General features: G+C 55.9%; 19 protein-coding genes. 5 read left to right on the top strand and 14 right to left on the bottom strand.

The annotated features are described in order from the left end of the window. Positions 1 to 172: 172 nt before the first annotated feature. Positions 173 to 3,349, top strand: a complete 3,177-nt coding sequence (locus C0U40_RS02290; protein ID WP_101654127.1) for a PAS domain S-box protein — start codon at positions 173 to 175, stop codon at positions 3,347 to 3,349. Between the two features lie 13 nt (positions 3,350 to 3,362). After that, positions 3,363 to 3,749: a response regulator gene (locus tag C0U40_RS02295; RefSeq protein ID WP_101654128.1), complete on the top strand. Its 387-nt coding sequence runs from the start codon at positions 3,363 to 3,365 to the stop codon at positions 3,747 to 3,749. A 49-nt stretch (positions 3,750 to 3,798) separates the two neighbouring features. On the opposite strand, the gene C0U40_RS02300 is transcribed toward C0U40_RS02295, so the two are convergent. After that, positions 3,799 to 4,122 (bottom strand): Hpt domain-containing protein, encoded by a 324-nt coding sequence (locus C0U40_RS02300; RefSeq protein ID WP_101654129.1) that lies wholly within the window; start codon positions 4,120 to 4,122, stop codon positions 3,799 to 3,801. Next, positions 4,122 to 5,162, bottom strand: coding sequence for a response regulator (locus C0U40_RS02305; RefSeq protein ID WP_180957596.1), 1,041 nt, complete (start codon positions 5,160 to 5,162; stop codon positions 4,122 to 4,124). The genes C0U40_RS02300 and C0U40_RS02305 overlap by 1 nt, the downstream gene beginning before the upstream one ends. 703 nt (positions 5,163 to 5,865) lie before the next feature. Here C0U40_RS02305 and C0U40_RS02310 point away from each other — a divergent pair. Beyond that, entirely contained in the window at positions 5,866 to 6,906 is a 1,041-nt protein-coding gene (locus C0U40_RS02310; RefSeq protein ID WP_101654131.1) for an extracellular solute-binding protein, read from the top strand. 678 nt (positions 6,907 to 7,584) lie between these two features. On the opposite strand, the gene C0U40_RS02320 is transcribed toward C0U40_RS02310, so the two are convergent. From C0U40_RS02320 to C0U40_RS02350, 7 genes are all read right to left on the bottom strand, one after another. Beyond that, entirely contained in the window at positions 7,585 to 8,670 is a 1,086-nt protein-coding gene (locus tag C0U40_RS02320) for an ABC transporter ATP-binding protein (RefSeq protein ID WP_101654133.1), read from the bottom strand. Then, positions 8,667 to 9,476: an ABC transporter permease gene (locus C0U40_RS02325; protein WP_101654134.1), complete on the bottom strand. Its 810-nt coding sequence runs from the start codon at positions 9,474 to 9,476 to the stop codon at positions 8,667 to 8,669. Before C0U40_RS02325 ends, C0U40_RS02320 begins: the two co-directional genes overlap by 4 nt. Beyond that, the gene (locus tag C0U40_RS02330) at positions 9,473 to 10,351 is read right to left on the bottom strand and encodes an ABC transporter permease (protein WP_101654135.1); all 879 of its coding nucleotides are present in this window, start codon (positions 10,349 to 10,351) and stop codon (positions 9,473 to 9,475) included. The genes C0U40_RS02325 and C0U40_RS02330 overlap by 4 nt, the downstream gene beginning before the upstream one ends. 102 nt (positions 10,352 to 10,453) lie before the next feature. Further along, positions 10,454 to 11,854 (bottom strand): aminotransferase, encoded by a 1,401-nt coding sequence (locus tag C0U40_RS02335; protein WP_101654136.1) that lies wholly within the window; start codon positions 11,852 to 11,854, stop codon positions 10,454 to 10,456. Positions 11,855 to 11,925: 71 nt separating this feature from the next. Beyond that, positions 11,926 to 12,708, bottom strand: a complete 783-nt coding sequence (locus C0U40_RS02340) for a carnitinyl-CoA dehydratase (RefSeq protein ID WP_101654137.1) — start codon at positions 12,706 to 12,708, stop codon at positions 11,926 to 11,928. Continuing rightward, complete coding sequence (locus tag C0U40_RS02345) at positions 12,705 to 14,783, bottom strand: acetate--CoA ligase family protein (RefSeq protein WP_101654138.1); 2,079 nt, start codon at positions 14,781 to 14,783, stop codon at positions 12,705 to 12,707. The genes C0U40_RS02340 and C0U40_RS02345 overlap by 4 nt, the downstream gene beginning before the upstream one ends. Positions 14,784 to 15,015: 232 nt before the next feature. Next, a complete protein-coding gene (locus C0U40_RS02350; RefSeq protein ID WP_101654139.1) occupies positions 15,016 to 16,176 on the bottom strand; it encodes an acyl-CoA dehydrogenase family protein in 1,161 nt (386 codons plus the stop codon). A gap of 74 nt (positions 16,177 to 16,250) precedes the next feature. On the opposite strand from C0U40_RS02350, the gene C0U40_RS02355 reads away from it, so the two are divergent. Continuing rightward, the gene (locus tag C0U40_RS02355; RefSeq protein ID WP_101654140.1) at positions 16,251 to 17,207 is read left to right on the top strand and encodes a GlxA family transcriptional regulator; all 957 of its coding nucleotides are present in this window, start codon (positions 16,251 to 16,253) and stop codon (positions 17,205 to 17,207) included. Here the strand turns inward: C0U40_RS02355 and C0U40_RS02360 are convergent. The 3 genes from C0U40_RS02360 to C0U40_RS02370 all read right to left on the bottom strand — a co-directional run bounded on the left by C0U40_RS02360 (position 17,204) and on the right by C0U40_RS02370 (position 19,785). After that, positions 17,204 to 17,962, bottom strand: coding sequence for a class II aldolase and adducin N-terminal domain-containing protein (locus C0U40_RS02360; protein ID WP_286134738.1), 759 nt, complete (start codon positions 17,960 to 17,962; stop codon positions 17,204 to 17,206). The genes C0U40_RS02355 and C0U40_RS02360 overlap by 4 nt on opposite strands. A 124-nt stretch (positions 17,963 to 18,086) precedes the next feature. Beyond that, complete coding sequence (locus C0U40_RS02365) at positions 18,087 to 19,412, bottom strand: ammonium transporter (RefSeq protein WP_101654781.1); 1,326 nt, start codon at positions 19,410 to 19,412, stop codon at positions 18,087 to 18,089. 34 nt (positions 19,413 to 19,446) lie between these two features. Then, positions 19,447 to 19,785: a P-II family nitrogen regulator gene (locus C0U40_RS02370; protein ID WP_101654141.1), complete on the bottom strand. Its 339-nt coding sequence runs from the start codon at positions 19,783 to 19,785 to the stop codon at positions 19,447 to 19,449. 254 nt (positions 19,786 to 20,039) lie between these two features. Between C0U40_RS02370 and C0U40_RS02375 the strand changes: the two genes are divergently transcribed. Then, positions 20,040 to 22,265, top strand: coding sequence for a transglycosylase domain-containing protein (locus tag C0U40_RS02375; protein ID WP_101654142.1), 2,226 nt, complete (start codon positions 20,040 to 20,042; stop codon positions 22,263 to 22,265). Positions 22,266 to 22,381: 116 nt separating this feature from the next. Here C0U40_RS02375 and C0U40_RS02380 read toward each other — a convergent pair whose 3' ends face one another. Next, a complete protein-coding gene (locus tag C0U40_RS02380) occupies positions 22,382 to 22,981 on the bottom strand; it encodes an MlaC/ttg2D family ABC transporter substrate-binding protein (protein ID WP_101654143.1) in 600 nt (199 codons plus the stop codon). Further along, positions 22,971 to 23,693: an MlaA family lipoprotein gene (locus tag C0U40_RS02385; RefSeq protein ID WP_180957597.1), complete on the bottom strand. Its 723-nt coding sequence runs from the start codon at positions 23,691 to 23,693 to the stop codon at positions 22,971 to 22,973. The genes C0U40_RS02380 and C0U40_RS02385 overlap by 11 nt, the downstream gene beginning before the upstream one ends.

Consider the following 23,693-nt stretch of genomic DNA (forward strand, 5'->3'; position numbering starts at 1 on the left):
CAAAATTGCTAAATTTACACAGCTTTGCCAAATATAAACCGCATTTGCGTATATACCTGTTTGGGCAGAGTCTGGAGTATGTTAGTTTGTCGAAAAAAAATGCGTTGCCTTGCCCTTCAACCCCAAGACGAATGGCTCAAGGTGGCCGAACATGAAGCAGACAGGCTAACACATGGTCCAAAATCCATTCTCAATTGCTGTGCGCGGCGTGCCTGCCCGTAAGACCGCGGCTTATGCTGCTCTTTGTCTTTCTGTGTTTCCCGAGACCGTTCTGGCGCAAACCGTCGCAGGCCCGGAAAGCAGCCTGCTGGCGCGGTTCATTGCCGAGTATTACTGGTTCGTTATGTCCGGCTCGATGCTGTTTATGTCGCTGCTGCTGGCACTGGTCGCGGTAACCATTCGCAACATCCACCTGTTGCGCCACAGACGCCACAAGATCATTGCGCAGGGCGCTGAACTGGAATTCCAGAAACAGGCTATGGATCACCATGCTATCGTCAGCATTGCGGACAGCGAAGGGATCATCACCTATGTGAATGACAACTTCAAGAAGGTGACCGGCTACACCGAAGAGGAAATTATCGGTAAGGAAGTCAAGGTTCTTTGGGCAGAGCGCAAGCTTGACGAAACCATGAAGGATCTGCTGCGTGCATTGGATCGCAGGGAGCCTTGGTCAGGTGAAATCCCGACCAAAAAGAAGAACGGAAACTTCTTTTGGGCGCAGGCAACGATGGTGCCATTCTTCGATTCGAATGGAAATTACGTTAACACCACCTCTATCCGCACCGATGTGACCGCGAATAAAATGGCCGAAGCAAAACGGCAGCTTACCTCGTCACTTGACCTTCTGAAGGACGAAGTGGCGATGTTCTGGCCGGACTCTCTCCAGCTTGTCTACATGAACAAGGCTGCACGGGAACAGAACGGCTGGACGGAACAGGACTATCGCACAAAGACTGTTTTTGATGTGTATATCCCGATCGAGCGCGCGCCTTTCGAAAAACTGCTGGAAACCCTGAAGCATACGCGCACCGGACAGGCCAGCTTTGAAATGCCGGCAGGCAAGCGCGTGATCGAGATTACGATCCAGTATGTGACACCGCAGAATGAAAATCCCCGTTATGTGGCGATTATCCGCGACGTGACAGAGGCAGCCCGCTCAAAACGGGAAGTCGCAAACATGCGTACCGTTCTCGATCTGGCGGAATACGAAGTTTACATCATGGATGCGCAGACGCTGGAGTATACCTACCTGAACAAGGCGGCTTTGCGCACAGTGGGCTGGGCTGACAACACATATCGCGGCAAGTCGCCGGCCGATGATGACGAACAATTCGACCGCGAGAGTTTCGAGCGGCGTGTCGCCCCCCTGCGGGAGGGTAAGAAAAATGCCGTCACATTCGAGCGCCGCTCGCTGCACCGCCGTCCTACGGAGGTGACGATCCAGAAACTGCGGATGAACGACAAGGGCGACCAGTTCGTCGCGATTGTGCGGGACATCACGGAACGGGCAACCGCTGAACGGGAAATCCGCCGCTTCAAGACTGCCCTCGATCTGAGTACCGATGCGGTCCACATGTTCTGGCCGGAAACCCTGCGCTATTTCTACGGCAACGAAGAAGCCTTGCGCCGTTCGGGAAACACATTCGAGCAATTCCTCAATCACGGGCCGCTTGATACCAATACGACGCTGACACGGGAAGCTTTGCAGAAAAGGCTGGACCGGTTAATTCGCGGCGAGGTTTCTTCCGAGGTTTACGAGACAGAACACCTGCTTTCCGATGGTTCGGTTATGCCGGTAGAAGTGAATCTTCAGTACATTGAACCGAAGTACCACCGCCCGTATTTCCTCGCGATTATCCGCGATCTGACCACGTCCAAAGCAGCCGACAAGGCAAAGTCCGAGTTTGTGGCCACCGTGAGCCATGAACTGCGCACGCCGTTGACGTCCATCAAGGGGTCGCTCGGGCTGGTACGCACCGGCGCGATGGGCGCTTTGCCTGACAAACCCAAAGCGATGATCGAAATCGCTTACAACAATTGTGAACGACTGGTCCGTCTTATCAATGACATTCTGGATATCGAGAAAATCGAAGCCGGCAAGATGGACTTCCAGATGGAACGGCTGGAAATGACCCAACTGCTTCAGGATGCGCTGGAATCCAACAAATCCTATGGCGAGGAACTGGGCATCAGTTTCAACGTGATCGCGCCTGACACCCCTGTATACACTCACGGCGACGCGGGTCGTTTGTTGCAGGTCATGGCCAACCTGATGTCCAACGCGGCGAAATTCTCCGATAGCGGCAGCACTGTGGATATCAAGCTTGAAGCCGTCGGGGACAAGATGCGGGTGACGGTGTCTGACCAAGGCTCCGGTATCCCTCTGGAGGCCCAGCCAACAATCTTCGACAAGTTCACGCAGGCGGATTCTTCGGATGTGCGCAAGAAAGGCGGCACCGGTCTGGGATTGAGCATTTCCAGAATGATCGTGGAGCATCACGGAGGCGAATTGTACTTCCGAAGCGTGCCTGACGTAGGCACTGACTTCTGGTTCGATCTGGACCTTCTGGAAGCGGTAAAGCTGGCGCCGGCGAGCACACTGGCCCCTGCCTTGCCCCATGTACTTGTGTGTGAAGATGACCGAGATGTCGCTTTGACCCTGAAAAATGTTCTTGAGTTCGAAGGGTTCAACGTCACCATCTCGCTTGATGTTGCCAGTGCGCGCGACCGGCTGGATCACATGAAGTTTGACGCCCTGACACTCGACCTGCAACTGCCAGACGGGAATGGAATCGACCTGCTGCACGAATTGCGCCATACGGACAAACACAGCGATCTTCCCGTTATTATTATAACTGGCAGCCAGCTCGATATAGGGGAGCCTGTGCCGGAGAACCTCAAGGGCCTGTTCCGTAAGCCGCCTAACAGCCACGAACTGATCACACTGCTGCAAACCGTGACAGAGGACGCGGAAACAACCCGGCCACGGATCCTTCATGTGGAGGACGACGCAGGCACCCGCGAGGTTGTGAAGAACATCATGGCCGAGCTGGCCGATGTGGATGCCGCCCCGACGATCGAAGCCGCCAGAGAGATGATGGAGGCAAATAGCTACGATCTGATGCTGCTGGACTTGAATCTGCCGGATGGTTACGGGTTGGAGCTTATTAAGACGCTCAAGCAACGAAATTTCAACAAAATGCCGGTGATTGTATTTTCTGGCGACGAAAGTGCAGATTTGCGTGATGAAAATATCTCGTCGGTGCTGTTGAAATCCCGCGTAACAAACGAAAAAATCCTTGCAGAGATCATGGATACCGTGAAAAACAGGCTCACACTATCATAGAGAATACATTATTATGGCCGCACTTGAAAAAATCCTCCACGTCGAAGATGACGCTGATATCCGGGAAATAGCTAAAATCGCGCTGGAGATGATTGGCGGCTTTGACGTGCACCAATGTGCCTCCGGCCATGACGCTATTGCTGTGGCCGAAGAGTATGCACCGGACCTTATTTTGCTGGATGTAATGATGCCGGTGATCGGGGGGGAGGATACACTGCGGGAGCTGCGCAAGATATCAGCGCTAGATGGGGTGCCTGCCGTATTCATGACGGCTAAAGCCCATCAAAAGGAAAAGCAGGCTTTGCTGGATCAGGGGGCGAAAGCTGTGATCGTGAAGCCGTTTGATCCGACCACTCTGGCGGATGAGATCCGCGCGATCTGGGACGGGCAGGAGGCCTGACAGCCTGCCTGAGGGGGCAAGGTGCCCCTTCTGGAAAGCCAACTATAGATCAGGTATTTATCGCATCCTGTACGTGGCCGATAAGGCTTGTGACACCGTCACACAAAGCACTGCTGTAGCCGCCTTTTTCAATAGCTGCATTAACGTCTGTTTCCAGATTGGCAGCAAAGCTACCCAGTGCATTAAAGCCCAAAGTACCAGCCAGCCCGTGGATCTTGTGCACGATAAAGCGCAACTCGTCCATGTCATTGGCTGTGCAGGTACCTTCGGTCAGCTTTGCGTGAAGCGCTGAAAGACGTTCTTCCCGCTCGGGCAGGCTGCTCACGAATTTTCCCCGAATTTCCAGAAGCTTGTCAGACAGTGCCGGGTTCATCAGAAGCCCATTTCCATCTTGGTGACGTTTTTGGCTGACGGATGTTTCAGGCGGTTCCGAATGGTGTCTATCTTGCTGGACCAGCCGTTGTTCTTTGGAAGACGGCGCAAGGATTGCGCAGCGGTTTCGGCAGAATCTACGGCCTTATACAGCGGCTCAAGCGTGTTCTTACTGCTGAAGAAGCCACATTTGACAGGTTGCCCCATGACCAGCTGCACATCCATTTTGGCGCCATTGTCATAGACAAGTTCCATATCCCGGATCGACATTGAGATCTCACCGGGCAGGTCATTGAACGTATCCATTACAACCTTGTGGCAGATGGCTACAAACTGGCCGTTGCCCCGATAGCTGAGGAAAAATTCACTCCGGCGCAAGTTGTCGGAAATCGCTTCGGCAATATCGATGATTGTATTTGAGAAGTCGCTACCCGAGCTGTGCGCGTGAATTGTCGAAATATTCGCCACCTGAAATGCAACAATGCAGGAACCGAACAGCCCTCCGCGTGTCAGTTGCAAAAGGTAGTTTTCAAAGGCGAGCTTGCCGATCACTCCGGCCACACCGTCGATCCGGATTTCTTCGGAAAGGGCGACAGGGTTCTTGGTTTCGATTTGATCCCGCAGCGCTTCAAGAGCGAAGCTTTTGTCTTCTGCTGCGGCGTGTTCCTGTACCAGACGGGCGGCAAGGTTTACACGGGTGCCCAGTTCCAGCACGTCGAAGGGTTTTGTAACATAATCCGACGCACCCGCTGTAAAGGCGCGGTCGATGTACTGGCGGTCGGCCATGGCGGTGATCATAAGGATCGGTGCAGAGCGGTAGGCGGGGAACTTGCGAATGTGATGGCACAATTCGATCCCATCCATTTCCGGCATCTGGATGTCGAGAAGAAAACAGTCAAAGCGGGTCGGGCTGTTTTTGATTGTATGCAAGGCCTCGGCACCGGACGTCACCAGAGTGATGTCAGGGAAGCCAGCAGCCCCTACGACCTCTTTCAGCAGCTCCAGGATGATTTCGTCATCATCAACCGCGAGAATTTTCATTTGCCCCACCATGTCTTTCTTGGTCTCAAGACGCGCTCCTAGGTTTCTACCAAGCGTCAGGGATCGGTTACATCTTGTGGTAGTATTCTCAAATAATGTGGCGGGTTTGTGACGCATTGTTGTTAACACTCGTACAGAGTCAGGGAAAACTTGAGAAAAAAGCGTGAAAAACGATGCAAACTTATCACGGAGCGCCCGGAATTGCCGGTGGCTTGGTTTTCGCAATTAAATATTCACTTTTAGAAAGAATCGGGATTTCTGCGTCTTTATTTGCAAAATCAGAGGCAAAGCACCGAGTTATTGCCAAAAACGAAACCTCCGTTTGTAAAGTTTTGTAAAATTTTTACGTCAATTTTGTAAAACTTCCGCGCGCGCAATGCGCGAGAATCCACATCTGCCGCTTTCAACTACAGGATATTGAGAGGTTCGGTTGTGTCACACACTATGTTGTTTCAGGATACGAATTGTTCCTCGGCATCTGGTTGAGGTATGCAACCCTAGGGGTAATCCAGCTTTCACAAACTGAGCAGAAAGCGAGTTTTGGCGAACAGGAAAGCAAACAACAGGCCCGTTCATTTTCATGAAATACCGGTCGCTGACACAGTGGAATCTGTGGACCATGCTATTTAGCTGCACTAGGATTCGGGAACCAACACAGCGCTTGGACAACGATTCAAAGCGCATTAACCAATCGGGAGATAATATGAAGCTCAACATGCTTATGACAGGGACCATCCTGTCCGGATTCCTCGCCGCCTCTGCTGTAACCGCGCAAGAACTGGTCGTTCTGGATTGGTCGGGCTATGAAGACGAAGGCTTTTTGCAAAGTTACATTGCCAAGCATGGCGGTCCGCCAACCTATTCGTTTTTCGGCGAAGAGGAAGAAGCCTTTCAAAAGTTGCGTTCGGGGTTCAAGGCAGATGTGTCGCACCCTTGCAGCCAGTCCGTTTCCAAGTGGCTGGATGCGGGACTGATCGAACCCATCGACCCTGCCAAAATCGAACGCTGGGACGAAGTGAACGCCGGAATGAAGGAAGCTTTCAAGTTCGACGGCGAATATTACCTGATCCCGTCCGACTGGGGCACAACAGCCCTGACCTATCGCAGCGATCTGGTTGATCCGGCCGCAATGGACACCCTTGAAGTGTTCAAGGATCCCAAATACGCGGGCCGCATCGCGCTGCCGGACAATGTGGACGATGTTTATGCACTGGCCTATCTGGCGACGGGTACTCAAGACTGGTCAAAAGCAACGGACGAGGATTTCGCCAAAGCCAACGAATGGCTGCGCGCGGTTCACCCGATGGTGCGGGCCTATTGGGCCGATGGCGCGGAGCTGGCCCAGTTGATGACCAGCGGTGAAGTGATTGTAGCCTGGGCTTGGAACGAGACCCCGACAACACTTGCAGGGGAAGATATTCCCGTAGAAGCCAACCGCGAGACAAAGGAAGGTTCTTCAACATGGTTCTGCGGGTATGTGAACCTGAAGGACGGTCCGAACGACGAAGCGTTGGTCTATGATTTCTTCAACACATGGCTGTCACCTGAAACCACGCAATACATTGTGAACGAATGGGGCTATGGCAGCGGCAACGAAGCGCAAATGGCTTCCCTTGGGACAGAAGCGCTTGAAGGGGCCGGTCTGGGCGAGATTAACGTGCCAATTCTGGCGCAAATCCCTATGGACCAGCAACTGCGTGAGAAGATGATCGCAGAATTCGAAAAGATCAAAGCCGGTTTCTAAATCGGTAAAGCAGTCTTGGAAAAGGGCGCTCGTTCGGGCGCCCTTTTTTATTTGTGCGGCTGCAAACATAAGGAGGTCGCTTGGTCAGCCCCTTCCTAATCAGCTTTTCAAGGACAAGCCTGCCCTTCGGCAGCGGTGCAAGTGCTGACGATTCGACCTGTTTTCCAATTTTTCTAAGAAGACACTGCCGGTTTGTGTCTGGCGGAGCGGAAGAGGCGGCAATTCTGATATTTTCCTATGCTAACGGATAGGATCTACGCCCAAGATAGTAGGCGTCCTATTCCCTTCCCAACGGGTTTTCGAAAATAAACCCCGTATATTTGTTTCAGTTAACAAGCTCTGAAGGAAAGATCATGGACTGCAAACAAATTGAGATGAATGTACGGCAATCGCGGATTTCTGCGTTGAAAAGCATAGATGGAACGCCCAGATCAGCCCGCCCGCAAGCATTGGTCTTGGGGAGTTCTGCAGGCCAAGCATATTGGCCGGAAGCTGTCGCTGATGTTGAGGATCGTCTGTTCAGAACGTTTAAAACCATGCGGTATCTTGTGTGACAGGCCCTGTCGCCGGACAGGCAGCTGCACAGGCAATGCGACATGCCGCGCGCATGAAGTACAAGACCTTTGAAGTCATACTCAGCTATCCCGAGGATTAGGCGCGTCCTGATTGATACCGCGCCTACTTCAGCAACAGAACGCTTTCCGCGCCCCAGCCGACGCGGGCACGGTCCTGGCGGGACAGGACGGCACGTCCGGCGGTGTTGCGCATGGATATTGTGACGGGGTGGTCTACGCCGTCCAGCTTCACGTCGTAGTAAGTCATATCGCCGTAGTAGTAGACATCTTCGACAATCCCTGATGCCTCTCGTTCGGAGCGGGCGTTTTCGCCGGATAGTATTGTCAGCATTTCAGGGCGCACCCCTGCTGTCACGCTGGCATCAACGCCACCGGGCGCTTGTTCGGCCGGGATGATAGCTTTGCCAAGCCCTGCGATCTCGCACTCAAAAGTACCGGCTGTGCCTGCGCTAAGCGAAACATCAAGGAAGTTCATCACGCCGATAAATTCAGCCACCTTGCGGTTTACAGGGCGGCGGTAGAGATCCTGCGGTGAGGCAAGCTGCCCGATCCGCCCTTCGAACATCACCGCGATCCGGTCGGACATGGTCAGCGCTTCTTCCTGATCATGTGTCACCAGAATAAACGTGATCCCGACCGCCCGTTGAAGGTGGCGCAGTTCGGATTGCATCTGTTCGCGCATCTTCTTGTCGAGCGCGGAAAGCGGTTCGTCCAGCAGCAGCACCTTGGGTTTCAGCACCAGCGCACGGGCAAGCGCCACGCGCTGTCTCTGCCCGCCGGACATGGCATGAGAGGCACGGTCGCCGTATCCCTCCAGACCGACCTGTTTCAGCGCAGTGGCCACCTCGGTTGCGATTTTGTCCTTGGGCATCTTGCGCGCCTTCAACCCGTAGGCGACGTTTTCAGCCACTGTCATATGGGGAAAGATGGCATAGCTCTGGAATACCATATTGGTGGGGCGGCGGTTGGCGGGAACATTTTCCATCGACTGTCCGGCAATTTCCACCTTACCGGCAGAGACATCTTCAAATCCCGCGATAGTGCGCAGCAGGGTTGTCTTGCCACAGCCCGACGGCCCGAGCAGGGAGAAGAATTCGCCCGTGCGGATCTCCGCATTCACATCGTAAAGCGCCTGAAAGTCGCCGTAGAATTTATCGATGCCGCTTAGGCGGATGATCGGGTCGGTCATAGGAATCCTCCGGCATCTTCAATGCCTGTTTTTCTTGCGCTACGGCGGCGGAAATATTCGGCTGTGGCCAGCAGGGTCAGGGACAGGATCAACAGGATCGTGCCAAGGGCCATCAGGCTGGGCAGTTTTTGCGGGAACCGCAGCTGCCCCCAGATATAGACCGGCAGTGTGGGTTCGGTTCCGGCCAGAAAGAAGGCGATGATAAATTCATCCAGTGATATGGTAAAAGAGATCAGCATCGAAGACACCACACCGGGCAGCACCAGCGGCATCGTAACCAGCCAGAAGGTTGCCAGTTTGGTTTGCCCCAGATCGAAAGAGGCTTCTTCAAGGCTTTGATCAAGGTTCAGAAACGCCGAAGACAGGATCGCCACGCAAAACGGCGTGCAGATCAGCACATGCCCCAGCACAATGGTCCAGAGCGACAGGTCAAACCCCATTTGCAGGATCACAACCAGCAGGGACACACCGACGATAATCTCGGGCAGGACCAGCGGGATCATGATGAATCCCATCACCGCCTTTTGTCCGCGAAACTTATAGCGGGAAGAGGCCCGCGCCGCCAGAATACCAAGGCTCGTAGAGATAATCGCGGTACTGACAGCGATTAGCAGGCTGTTTTTTGTGGCGGTGTGCAGGGCTTCGGTTTCCCAAAGCACATTGAACCAGTTCAGCGTGAAGCCTTTTAGCGGAAAGGAGACAATCGAACTGTCGTTAAAGGCAAAGACCGGCAACAGCAGGGCAGGGGCGTAAAGAAACACCAGAAACACTGCGATATATAGTTTGAAAAGTTTGCCGGACTTCATTTCTGCCCCACCAGATATTTGCGGTTCAACCAGACGAAGACCAGGGAAATCACCGACACAAGGAACATGGCCGACAGCGCCAGCGCCGCGCCAAGGGGGGCGTTATTGGCCTTTTTGAACTGCAGTTCGATCATGTTGGAGATCATCAATCCGTTCGGCCCACCCACCAGCCGCGGTGTGACGTAATCCCCGATGGTCGGGATAAAGACGATAACGGTCGCCGCCACCACGCCCGGCATCGCCAGTGGCAGGGTGACACGGATGAACCGGCGCAGGGGACCGTCGCCCAGATCCTCTGCGGCTTCCAGCAGGGAACGGTCGATTTTTTCCAGCGCGACGAAGATCGGCAGAATGGCGAAAGGCACCCAAGCATGGGCTAGCGTCACTACCACGGCATTCTGGTTATAAAGAATAAAGGACAGCGGCTGTTCGATCACACCGAGCCCCAGCAACGAGCCGTTCACAACCCCGTTGTACCCAAGGATCACTTTCCACAGGAAAATCCGCATCAGGTAACTGGTCCAGAACGGAATGGTGATCAGGAAAATCCACAGTGGTTTGCGCTTTTGCGGGACGTAAAAGCTGACGTAATAGGCGACCGGAAAAGCCAGCAGGATCGTCAGCGCCGTCACGAGCGCGGAAATCTTCAGGGACCGCCCCATCAGAGTCTGGTAAATCGGTTCGGACCAGGCTTCGACATAGTTCTTCAAGGTGAAGGTTTTATCGAGATCGAGGTAGTCCTGCGTCCAGAAGCTGAGCGCGATAACCATTGCAAGCGGTGCTGCCAGCAACAGAATGGAATAGACCAGCGTAGGGCTGACCAGCAGCCAGCCCGAAGCTTCTTCCGAGCGGCGCCATTTGGTAAACCCGCTCATACGATAGAGCCTAGGATCATCAGTTTGTAATCACTTCGCATTTTGTGTCTTTGACTTCCTTCCATTGGAACTTCGGAAATCGTTTCAGAGCAAGCGAAAACGTTACAAATGCCCTTCTTTACGCAGTTCTTTTGTGACTTCTACGATAGAGGCCCGCAAAGTTTTTACCAAAAAGTCCACATCCTTGCGGGTCAGGGTCAGAGGCGGAGACATCACGTTCAGATGGCCGATCGGACGCACCAGCAATCCCATGCTTTCTGCGGTGGTTGCGATCCGTTTGCCAATATCCACCTCGTCGGGGAACAGTTCTTTACTGGCCTTGTCCTTCACGTTCTCTACACACATCATCAGCTTGCGACCGCGCACGTTGCCAACGATTTCAAGGTCGTTCAGCGTGTGAAGCTGCTCTTCAAAATAGCTGCCTACCTCGGCCGCGTTCTGCATCAGGTTTTCGCGCTCCATGATCTCGATATTCTTCAGCGCGGCAGCACAGCAGACGGGATGCCCGCTATAGGTGTAACCACTGGTGAACCAGCGGTTTTCATCGCCTTGGGAAATCACTTCGTGGATGCGATCCGAATAGATCATCGCGCCCATCGGCAGATACCCCGAAGACAGCCCCTTGGCCGTGGTGATGATGTCCGGCACAACGCCGAATTCATCCTCAATCGCAAAGAAATGGCCCAACCGTCCGAAAGCGGTCACGACCTCATCGGCAAGGAACAGGATGTCGTGCTTCTGGCAAACCTCCCACATCCGTTTCAGATAGCCTTTCGGGGGTACAAGCACCCCGCCAGACGCCTGAATAGGCTCTGCAAAAAAGGCGGCGACCTTATCTGCGCCGATCTCTGCGATCTTGGCTTCAAACTCGGCGATCAACTGGTCGGTAAATTCGTCTTCGGTAGGGTTGCCTTCAGCGCGATAGAAATGAGGCGCGGAGATATGGTGGATGCCATCCCGCAGGTACTGGAACTCTGTCACTTTGTCGGCCGCCTTGTTGCCTATGGACATGGTGACGAAAGTGGACCCGTGATAGGCCTGATCCCGCGCGATGATATGGGTCTTTTCCGGCTTGCCACGACAGTAGTTGTAGAACCCCACCAGACGATAGGCCGAGTCCACTGCCGTGGAACCGCCAGTGGTGAAATGCATCCTGTTCAGGTCACCCGGAGTCAGGCTGGCCAGCTTTTGCGCCAGCAACGCACTCGGCCCGTTGGTCATATCCACAAAGGTCGAGGAATAGGCCAGCTTTTCAACCTGCTCGGCAATGGCTTGCGCCATTTCCTTGCGCCCCAGCCCGATATTGGTGCACCACATGCCACCCACGGCATCCAGATAGGACTTGCCGTTGGCGTCTTTCAGATAGCAGCCTTCACCGCTCTCCACGACCATGGCACCTTCTTTTTCGAAACTGTCGAAATGGGTCCACGGGTGAAGAGTATGGCGCTGATCCAGTGCGCGCAAATGGGCTTCTGCATCGTTCTGGCCTTTATCGGTAAGCATGGTGTTTCCTTTGATCTCTGAAATGAATTCCGGTTGGTCTGTCCTGTCCTGATGTGAAAACGATAAGGCGGCTAACGGCCCTTCCAGACCGGATCGCGGCCTTCGGCAAAGGCGCGGGCGCCTTCCAGCTGGTCTTCGGAGGAATAGAGCCGGTCCACGGATTCAAGCTGGCGCTGGGTGATCCGGTTCATGGCATCCTGAAACTTGCTGTCCTCGGCATCGCGCACGACTTCCTTGATCGCCGCATAAACCAGTGGCGGCCCGCTTTCGAGCATCCGCGCCATGTCCCAGGCCTTTTCCAGCAGGTCGGCGCCGGGATGGATCTGGTTCACAAAGCCCCAGCGGTGTGCTTCTTCCGCATCAAGCCAGCGGCCCGTCAGCAGCATTTCCATCGCGATGTGATAGGGAATGCGCTTGGGCAACTTGATGCTCGCCGCATCCGCAACCGTGCCGGAACGGATTTCCGGCAGGGCGAAAGAGGCATGATCCGCCGCCAGAATAATATCCGCCGACAGCGCCAGTTCCAGCCCGCCGCCACAACAGATGCCGTTCACAGCCGCGATCACAGGTTTGTTCAGCCCGCGCAATTCCTGCAAGCCGCCGAAACCGCCGACGCCGTAATCCCCGTCAACCGCATCCCCGTCAGCGGCGGCTTTCAGGTCCCAGCCGGGGCAGAAGAATTTCTCGCCGCCGCCGGTGACAATAGCCACCCGCAATTCCGGATCGTCGCGGAAATCTGCAAAGACCTTACCCATGATGCGGCTGGTGGCCAGATCAATGGCGTTGGCCTTGGGGCGGTCCAGTGTCACTTCCAGAATGCCGCCCTCGCGGCGGGTTTTTATCGGGTCTGTCATGTCAGGGCCTTCTCGTGCGTTTGTGTCTGTGACGTGTTGGTCGCACGCGCACCGGTCTGCCGGCGCAGCAGGGCGTCTGCTGCAATGGCATCGGTGGGGGTGCAGATCAACGGATTGATTTCAACTTCTTCCAAGCCGTGAGCATTGGCAAGGACATAGTTCTGAACCGCTTCTATGGCATCCAGAACGGCAGGCATATGGGCAGCAGAGGCATTGCGGAACCCGTTCAGCATTTTGCTAATTTTAAGAGTGCCAAGCGCGGCTGCGATTTCTGCGCGGGTGGAGGGGATCAACAGGGACGCGCTGTCCTCCAGCAGTTCGGTCAGCACCCCGCCAGCACCCAAGGTCAGAACGAAGCCGTGGGCCGGATCCTTGACCACACCGACCAGCATTTCAGCCACGGTGCCTGTGATCATCTCTTCAACCAGAAACTGCACACACGGCATCGTTGCTGCGGCAGCTTCCACGGCCTCCGGCTGTTGCAGGTTCAGCGCCACCGCTCCGGCCTCTGATTTATGGGCGATGCCCACCCCTTTGAGCACGACAGGAAAACCGATTTCCCCCGCCACTTGCGCTGCCTGCGCCGGGGAGGTGGCCTGAGCAGATTTGGGTATACGCAATCCGTGGGCATAAAGCGCGGTTTTGGCTTTGGCTTCGCTCACTGTTTCTGCAGCTCCGCTCTCTGTTGGTAACAGTACCGGTTGGTTTGAAGGCGCGGAGCATCGTGCGGCTGCGGCGACAGCCTCAACCGTTTCGCGCAGACCGAGCATCGGGATCACGCCTTTTGCAATCAAACGTGCTGCGATGGCTTCAGACAGGTTTTCCGGTAGGGTTGCAACCATTGCGACCGCCGCACCGGTTCGCGCTTTGGCCAGTCCGGCGGCATCAATGGCGCAATCCCAATCCGCATCCGAGCATTTGTCGGCGCGGGGAAAATCAACCACCAGTAGGGTCAGCGCCAGATGGGGTTCCATCATCGCGGCCCATGCCGTGGCCATCGCTTCCGTGTTGCGCCAGATATACGTGTGATAATCCAGCGGATTTGCCAATGCCACCATTGGGCCCAGCGCGTCGCGCAGGTTGCGGCTCTGGCTCTCGGTCAACGGCGGAAAGGTGACAGATGTGCCATGTGCGGTATCCGCTGCAAGGCTCGCCTCGCCGCCCGAACAACTGATCGACGCAATCTCGCCAGAGGGCAGCGGGCCTGCAAAATGCAGCAGTTTCAAGGTTTCAAGAAAGGTCGGCAGGCTGTTCACCCGCGCAATGTTAAGACGCCGCAACAAGGCCGTCGCCCCCGCGTCTCCCCCCGCGACAGATGCCGTGTGCGAAATGGTAGCGGCCTTCGCCTGATCCGATTTCCCCACTTTCAGGGCCACAATCGGCTTGCCCAGTTCAGCTGCTTTTTGCGCCAGCGCCTCATAGGCGCGGATGTCGTTAAACCCTTCAATATGCAGGCCAAGAGCGGTAATGCGCGGATCTTCCAGAAAATGGGCGCCGATTTCCGCCATGCCGGTCTGCGCCTGATTTCCCGCACAGGCCACGGCCGCGACTGGCAGGCCCCGTTGCTGCATGGTGATGTTCACAGCCATGTTGGAGGATTGCATGACAATCGCCACCCCGCTTTGCACCGGTGTGCCGCCATGCTGGTCGGGCCACAGGATTGCGGAATCAAGGTAATTGATCATGCCATAGCAGTTCGGCCCCAAAACCGGCATTTGGCCCGCCGCCGCAACCAGTTGCGCCTGCAAATCAGAACCGGCCGCGTCTTCATGATCGGCTTCGGAAAACCCCGAGGCAAAGCAGATGGCACCGCCGGCCCCCATGGCAGAAAGTTCCGCCACAATGTCCAGCGTTGCATGCCGGTTTACCCCGATGAAGCAGGCGTCCGGCGGTTCGGGCAGATCACCAAGGCTGGTATAAGCGGGCAGGTTTCCAAGGGGCTTTCCCTTGGGGTGTACCGGAAAGATCGGTCCCTTAAAACCGGCCCGTTGAGCCTGTTCAGCCACCGCTTCGCACCAGGCGCCGCCACCGATTATGGCAATGGACTTCGGGGAAAAGAGTCTCTGCAAGGTCATGGCGTCAGGTCCCAAGGGAAAAAGGTTTCCAGCCTCCGGCGGGGATATTTTCTGCCAGAAGAAGCAAGGATTTGTTAACAGGAATCAGGTTTAACCGATGTGCGGTACAGGCTGGGAAGCCGATGGCCGCGCCAGGAGAAGGCCCTCTGCCGCTGTTCAAAGCGCAGAGGGCTGTTTCCACCCCGCCGCGCCTTTCTTCTGGCCTTAAATATCCCCGCGCGGAGCGCATGGCTTACGCGCCCAACGCGCGCAAAAGCTCGCGGCTGATGATGTGACGCTGAATTTCAGATGTACCGTCCCAGATCCGTTCCACGCGCGCATCGCGCCAGAAGCGTTCCAGCGGATAATCGTCCATCAGGCCCATGCCACCGTGGATCTGGATGGCCGCATCTGTGACGCGGGAAAGCATCTCAGAGGCGTAGAGCTTTGCACTGGCAATTTCGCGGTTTGCGGGCAGGCCCTTGTCCAGCCGGTCCGCTGCCGCAAGGGTCAGCAGGTCTGCCGCGTCGATTTCGGTAATCATGTCAGCGATCTGAAAGCTGACACCCTGAAACTTGCCGATGGGCTGGCCGAACTGTTCCCGCTCGGCGGCGTAGGACAGTGCGTAGTCGAATACGCGGCGCGCACGGCCCACAGACATGGTCGCGACGGTAATCCGCGTGGCGTAGAGCCATTCGTTCATCACCGCAAAGCCGCCGTCTACCTCTCCCAGAACCTGTGCGTCTGGCAGGCGACAGTCGTCGAATTCAAGGATCATATTCTTGTAGCCGCGGTGGGATACGGATTTGTAACCGTCGCGGATGGTAAAGCCCGGTGTGCCACGATCCACCAGAAATGTGGTGATCCGCTTCTTCGGGCCTTTGGGCGTATCGTCTTCGCCTGTGGCGATAAAGACGATGATGAAATCTGCATGATCCGCACCGGAAATAAAGTGCTTGGTGCCGTTTACCACCCAGTCTCCACCATCGCGCACGGCGGAGCACTTCATGCCGCGCACATCCGAACCGGCCCCCGGTTCTGTCATTGCCAATGCGTCCATCCGCTCGCCGCGCATGGCTGGCATCAGATAGCGCTCGCGCTGTTCGGCGTTACAGGCCATCAGGATATTCTGAGGGCGGCCAAAGAAATGGTTCAGTGCCATAGAACCACGTCCCAGTTCTCGTTCCACCAGCGCAAATTCGCGGTGGTTCAGGCCGGCCCCGCCCACTTCTTCCGGAAAGTTGCAGCCGTAAAACCCCAGCTCGAGTGTCTTGCGTTTGATTTCGTCCGCGATTTCCTTGGGCACTTCACCCGTCCGTTCGACCAGTTCCTCGTGAGGATAGATTTCTTTCTCAACAAAGGACCGCACAGTAGAGGCGATCATTTCCTGTTCTTCGGTCAGGCCGTATTGCATGTCGGAATCCTTTTGATGTTGCCCCGAGCCTATGCCTCTTGCAAAGGACAACCTTGCACAAGTATCCCTTGATCATGCCGATCTGGAAAAAATCATCTTCGGGCGAGTTACGAGTCGGGGTTTTGTTGTTCGATCACTTTTCGAACCACTGCCTGGCCAATGCTATTGAGCCGCTGCGGGCTGCCAATGATCTGGCGGGAGTCGATCTGTTCGACTGGCACTTCCTGTCGCTCGATGGAAACAGCGTAACCAGTTCCAGTGGGTTGGAAATCACGCCGGACGGGCGGCTTGACGGGATGTCGGGCGAAATGCTCTTCGTCATGCCGAGTTATGCCCATCACAGCCACACAGGCGCACCGACCCAGCTCGGCCTGCGGGCGGCGGCCAAGCGCTTTGGCATCATCGCGGGGTTTGATACAGGCGCTTGGCTGATGGCCGTGGCGGGGCTGTTGCGGGGACGGCGGGCTACAATCCATTGGGAGGAACTGGATGCATTTGCCGAAACCTTCCCCGAAGTAGAGGTGCTGCGGGAACGCTATGTCATTGACGGGAACCGGATCACCTGCACGGGGGCCATTGCGGCGTTTGATCTGGCGATGCACCTGATTGCCTCCCAGCACGGAGAGGCGTTGCGACAGGATGTGGCCACACTCTTTATGTCGGATGCGCGGGTGGATGGGGGATTTGGTCGGGCGCGGGATCGTCTGGTGGGGCGGGCGCTTGACCTGATGCAGGCTCATGTGGAAAGCCCGCTGTCCGTGAAGGAACTGGCGCGGCGTCTGGGCGTGTCGCAAAAAACGCTGGAGGCGCGTGTGAAAGCCGCGCTTGGCGCGACACCACGACAGGTTTACCGGCGCCAGCGTATGGTGGTGGCACGCAATCTTGTGCATGACACGGAGCTTGGCATTGCCGAGATCGCGGTGCGTTGCGGGTATCGTGATGCCACGGCGATGACGCGGGCCTTTCGCGCCGAATTCGCGACCTCGCCCCGTGCGATGCGCGGGGCAGAGGCGCGGGGCGCGACGGCCTAGCTCGCGTAGGTGGAGCCTTCTTCGTCGAGGATCAGTTTCAGTTCGGCCAGATGGCGATCTGCCTGTTCGGGATAGTCTTCCAGTTCCCGCGCCGTCTTTTCAGCGATTTCGTCGGAAAGCACCCGCAGTTCCTGTCCGGTTTGCAACGCGCGGATGTAGGTTTCGGCGGAGCGTTCGAAGTAATAGAGCCGGTTGAACGTATCAGCGACGGTGTCGCCAATAATCATTACGCCATGGTTGCCCATGATCATTACCTTGACTTTGGGATCGCTGAACAGTTGGGCGCAACGTTCGCCTTCCTCTTCAAAGGCCAGTCCGCCGTAATTGTCGTCAATCACATAGCGGTTGAAGAATGTGGCGGTGTTCTGGTCAATCGGCAACAGGCGGCTGTCTTTCAGGCTGGCCAGAACCGTTGCATGGACCGAATGGACGTGCATGGCGCAGCGGGCGTGAGGGCAGTGGCGGTGCAGCGCACCGTGCAGACCCCATGCTGTCGGGTCCGGTGCGCCGGGGCGGGACAGGACATCGGGATCATTGGCATCCAGCAGCAGAAGGTCGCTCGCCTTGATTCGCGCGAAATGCATCTGATTGGGGTTCATCAGGAACTGGGTTCCGTCGTCATTCACGGCATAGGAAAAATGATTGGCTACGGCCTCGTGGAAGTTCAGCCTTTCGGTCCAGCGAAAAGCTGCGGCGAGATCCACGCGGGCGTCCCAGTGATCCATGTTGGTTGCGTTCGGCTGTGGGGCGTTCATGTCTGATCCTTTCATCGGTTTGGCTGCAAGGTGACGGTAAAATTCGTCGCTGACCAGCCCCAAGCGCAAAGAAAAAGCCGGACCCGAAGGCCCGGCTTTCTGTCTTTACGGAATTGCGCGGTTTTTAGTTTTGCGCGAATTCAGGGTAGGCTTCCATGCCCAGCTCGCTCATGTCGAGGCCGGTTACTTCGGCTTCTTGCGGTACACGGATGCCCATGATCGCTTTCAGGATGAACCAGACAACAGCGGAGGTGACGATCACAAAGACTGCTACTGTGATGATACCGTAGAGCTGTGCGCCAAGGGATGCGTCGCTGTTGGTGAAGATCACGGCGATTGTGCCCCAGATACCTGCAATAAGGTGTACCGGAATGGCGCCAACCACGTCGTCGATGCGGAACTTGTCCAGAAGCGGAACAGAGAAGACAACGATCACACCACCAACGGCACCGATCAGGGTTGCTGCACCGATGGAAGGTGTCAGCGGCTCGGCTGTGATAGAGACGAGACCGGCAAGCGCACCGTTCAGGATCATGGTCAGGTCAGGCTTTTTGTAGAGCATCTGTGTCAGGACCAGCGCGGCAACCACACCACCGGCAGCGGCAGCATTGGTGTTTACGAAGATACGGGAAACATCAGCAATATCGCCTACAGTACCCATTGCCAGCTGCGAACCGCCGTTGAAGCCGAACCAGCCGAGCCACAGGATGAATGTACCCAAAGTGGCCAGTGTCAGGTTGGAACCCAGCATAGGTGTGACGCGGCCTTCACGGTATTTACCGATCCGTGGCCCAAGAATGATCGCGCCTGTCAGAGCAGCCCAGCCGCCTACAGAGTGCACAACTGTGGAACCTGCGAAGTCAAGGAAACCGGCTTGATCAAGGAAGCCTGCGCCCCATTTCCAGGATGCCTGGATCGGGTAGATAACCGCTGTCAGGACAACGACAAAGATCAGGAACGGCCAGAGTTTGATCCGTTCGGCCAGAGCACCGGACACGATGGATGCTGTTGCGGCACAGAACATCAGCTGGAAGAAGAAATCCGAACCAACAGAAGCATAGGACAGATCGGCGTCTGCTGCAGCAAGGCCAACCGGCTCAAGGCTTGTCGGGCTCAGGGCGCCAATAACGTTCGGCACGATCCAGGCGTCGCCCGGGTACATCAGGTTAAAGCCGATCAGGTAGTAAAAGATACAGGCCAGACCAAACAGCGCCATGTTTTTGGTCAGCTGCATGGTTACGTTCTTGGAGCGGACCAAACCGGCTTCCAGCATGGCAAAACCGGCGGCCATAAAGAACACCAGAAAGCCGCCGACCAGAAACAGCAGCGTGGTCAGAATGAAATTGACTTCGGTTGGTACGGCGGTCGGCGTGGCATCCTGTGCCATCGCGACGACCGGCAGGGCGGTAGCCGCCAGCGCCAGAAGCGGGGTTTTCAGGGAATAGGTCATGACTTTATCCTCGTTCATCATCATTTTGCAGCGTTTAGATCGCGTCGTCGCCGATTTCGCCGGTGCGAACGCGGACTGCTTGCTCCACATCCAGTACAAAAATCTTGCCGTCACCGATCTTGCCGGTTTTGGCGCTTTCTTCGATCGCGCTTACGGCTTGCTCGGCCATGTCGGCCGTGACAACGATTTCCAGTTTCATCTTGGGCACGTAGTTAATTGCGTATTCTGCCCCGCGATAGATTTCGGTGTGGCCGGATTGAACGCCGTAGCCTTTGATCTCCGTGACCATCATCCCTTTCACGCCGATGTCCGTCAGCGCTGTGCGGACTTCTTCCAGTTTGAAAGGTTTAATTGTCGCTATAATAAGCTTCATCTGTCCCTCGTAGGTTTAATCAACCGGATCGCCCGGCCGTTGGCTCAGACAAGCCGTTTCCGGCGGGTTGATACAAGTTTAGGCAATTTCTGCAGCGCAGAAAAAATGATAAATGCCTAAAATTTAATCACGCACTAGCGTCTGACCTAAATATAGGCGAAAAAGAATCTGGACTGGCAGGGCTCTAAGCCCTCCACAAACAGGACCAACCGCACTATCTTGCAGGGAATGACCTAAAACAGGCACGGGCGGTTATGGCGGATAATGGTAAACGGGGCCCCTTGGTGGCGCCCAAAAGGGACTACAAAGCTGCGAAGGCGAAACCTGCAAAGGCTAAGTCTGCAAAAGCATCCGGTTCAAAGACCGGAATGCTGAAAGGTTTGCTGCCGTCCTTCCGGAAATCGAAACCCAAAGCCAAGGCTCCGCGCAAAAAGCCGACGGGGAATATATTCGTTCGGGCCATCAAGTGGGTCGTTGGCGGGATTCTGCGGATAATCTGGTGGATTACCTTCCGCGTGGCCGTTGTGCTCGGGATTATCATCGGCACGACCACGATGTACTACTATGCCAAACTGCCTGATGCGACCGCGCTGATGGACGACCGGCAAAAAGGATCGGTGACCCTGGAGGATGACACCGGACAAGTGTTCGCATGGCGCGGGGATCAGTTCGGCGGGCTGGTACATGCGAAATCTGTCGCGCCACAGTTGCGCAATGCTGTCATCGCAACAGAGGACAAACGGTTCTATCGCCATTTCGGATTATCGCCGCGGGGTATTCTGGGGGCGATCCGCACCAATATGCGCGAAGGCCGGCATCCTTTGAAAGGACATGGCGGATCTACAATTACGCAGCAGGTGGCCAAACGGGTATTCTTCTCGGACATGAACTCGATCGAGCGCAAGATCAAGGAAGTTCCCATGTCGCTGGCGATGGAGATCAAATACACCAAAGACGAGATCATGACGATCTATATGAACCGCGCATATCTCGGGGCTGGGAGCCACGGGTTCGAAGCTGCAAGCCAGCGCTATTTCAGCAAGTCCGCAGCAGAGGTCAGCGTGCCGGAAGCCGCCATGCTTGCAGGGCTTTTGAAAGCACCTTCGGCCAACGCGCCGACCCGTAACATCGGTCGGGCACAGGATCGTGCCGATCTGATCATCGATCTGATGAAGGATCAGGGGTATCTGACAGAACAACAGGCCGCAGAGGCCCATGCCAATCCGGCGCAGCTCTCGGATGTGGCCAAGGCGCGGGCGGGCGGATATTTTGCGGACTGGATCATGGAAAGCGGGCCGGAGTTCATACTCAAGGACAGCACCGAAGATCTGGTGATCCGGACCACCTTTGACAAACGGGTGCAAAAAGCAGCCGAAGATGCGCTGACCTCAGTGTTTGAAACCAAGGTGCGCGAAGGCTCCAAGGCGCAGGCTGCGATTGTTGTTCTGTCGCCCGACGGGGCAGTGCGGGCCATTGTGGGGGGTAAAAAATCCGGCAACGCAGGCGAGTTCAACCGCGCCACACAGGCGATCCGGCAGACCGGCTCTTCCTTCAAGCCTTTCGTTTATGCAACTGCCCTGCAGGATGGCTGGCGCTGGGATACCCGCGTGGTGGACGAGAGGTTTACCATAAACGTGCCCGGTTCGGGGCCATATACACCGAAAAACTACACCAAGGATTTCCTTGGAGAGATTTCACTGACCACGGCGCTTGCCAAGTCCATCAACACAGTGGCGGTCAAAATTGCCGTGGCTGTAGGGCTGGAACGGGTGCGCGAAACAGCCCGCGGGTTCGGGATCAAGAACGAACTGTCCAACGGACCGGCCATGGCGTTGGGGGCGTCTGAATCTACCCTGCTGGAAATGACCGGCGCTTACGCAGGTATTCTCAATCAGGGTGCTGCTGTAGAACCCTACGGCATTGAGGAACTGACCCTTCAGGGCGACAGCAAGCCCCTGTTCGTAAAAACTGACGAAACACCGGAACAGGTGATTTCGCAAAAAGCGGCACGCCAGTTGATCTATATGATGAATCAGGTGGTTGAAGGCGGCACCGGCGGACGGGCCCGCATCGAAGGTATCGAAAATGCAGGCAAGACCGGCACGACTCAGGGGGCGCGGGATGCGTGGTATATCGGCTTTAACTCTGATTATGTTATCGGTGTCTGGATGGGGTATGACGACAACTCCAAACTGACAGGCGTTACCGGGGGCGGGCTGCCAGCCGAAATCTGGCGCGAAACTATGGTTCGGGTTCTGGACGGCAAGGTGCCGGCACCTCTTCCGATGGATGTACCTGCCAAACAGCCGGTGGCCCCTAAGGTGGCCAAGGAAAACAATCAGAACCAGCAGCAGCGTCGGGGCAATGATACCCTGCGGGATCTGGCAGAGCAGATTGAGAGAGACGTGAAGCGGCTCGATCAAGAGGCAGAAAACGTGCTGAAGAAGGTGATAACCGGAATTTTCGGCGGGAAGAACTAACCACCTGCCGTATCGCGCTGTCAGTACGCGCCGCTCTCAATCGCATAAAAAAAGGCACCGGATCATCATCCGGTGCCTTTTTGGTTTCAGGCCCTGTCGGACCGGCGTGCTGTGGATCAGGACGCCGTTTTCAGATGGGCGATGAGTTTGTCGATGTTACCACCGCGACGGTCCAGCATGGAGCCGATTTCCTCGCGCTCCAGACGCAGCATGGAGATGCCTTCAATGATGATGTCGAACATTTTGTCCCGACCGGAAGCATCAGACACCTGCCATTCCACAATAAAAGGCTTTTGTCCCTTAAAGGTCACATTACTGCTGACCAGATAGCCGCGCTTGGTCTGGCGCGCGCCTGTTACGTCGATCGTTGCGCCGATGAATTCGCGGAAGCGCTTGCCATATTTGCGCGATACATAACCTTGAAACGCTTTTGTATAAGCGCTCATCTGTGCGGGAGTCGCACTGCGCCGGGCCACACCCAGTGAGGAACTGGCGATTGTCGGAACGTCAGCGTATTTCGCAAAAATTTTCTCAAAGTCACGGAAAAGCGCTGCTTCGGACTTGCCCGAGTTGATCGAGCGGAAAATGTCGTTTGTCAGTGCGCCGATCAGTTTTTCAGCTTGTGCCTGGGACAGGGCCGCAGCAGGGCCGGCCAGGAACAGACCCACGATCAAGCCGAGAAGGCTGCGACGGGAGAGTAGGGATTTAATTCGCATAGGGATCCTCCAGATCGTCCAGATTTACGGAGCCGCCGATATCAAATCTGCGGTTTTGCAGGTAGATGGAGCGTGCCGTGGCGTAGCTGTCTTCGGATTCATACAGCACACCACTGATTGCATCGTCATATTCGTTACGGTCGCCAAGCTTGTCCACCACATAGAGCGGGTAGGTGACTTTCTGCGCACTTGCCGGCAGGAAACTGCCGAGCGGATCAAGCAGGTAGTCCACAACAATACCGTAGGTTTCCCGTTCGGTACGCGGGCCAAAGACAGGCACCTCGAGGTAACGGCCTTCGGGGAAGCCATAGACGGCAAGCGTCTTGCCGAAATCGGTATCCACGTCCTCATCCATGCCCGCAGCCGTAGCGAAATCGAACAGGCCACCCAGCCCGAAGACTGTATTTGTCGCAAACCGGATCGTGTTGATCACCACATCTTCAAAGTTCAGTTGCAGCGTGCTGTTTACGATTTCACCCGGAATAGCGAGGTGGGTGGCAAGGTTGCTGATAGCGTTGTCGGCCCGCACAGGAACGGTCTTGCCGTACACCCGAGCAACGGGGGCCACGAGGTTTCTGTCGAGCGCTTTGTTGAAGGCGTGAACCTTACGGTTTGCAGCCTCGTCCGGATCGTAAATTTCCTGATCCGGCGGCCCTGCCGTGCAGGCTGTTAGGGCAACAGCGCCAATCAGGGGAAGGAGGCTGTGGGACAT

It is taken from the genome of Neptunicoccus cionae (genome assembly GCF_002860325.1).
GTDB classification, from domain to species: domain Bacteria; phylum Pseudomonadota; class Alphaproteobacteria; order Rhodobacterales; family Rhodobacteraceae; genus Amylibacter; species Amylibacter lutimaris.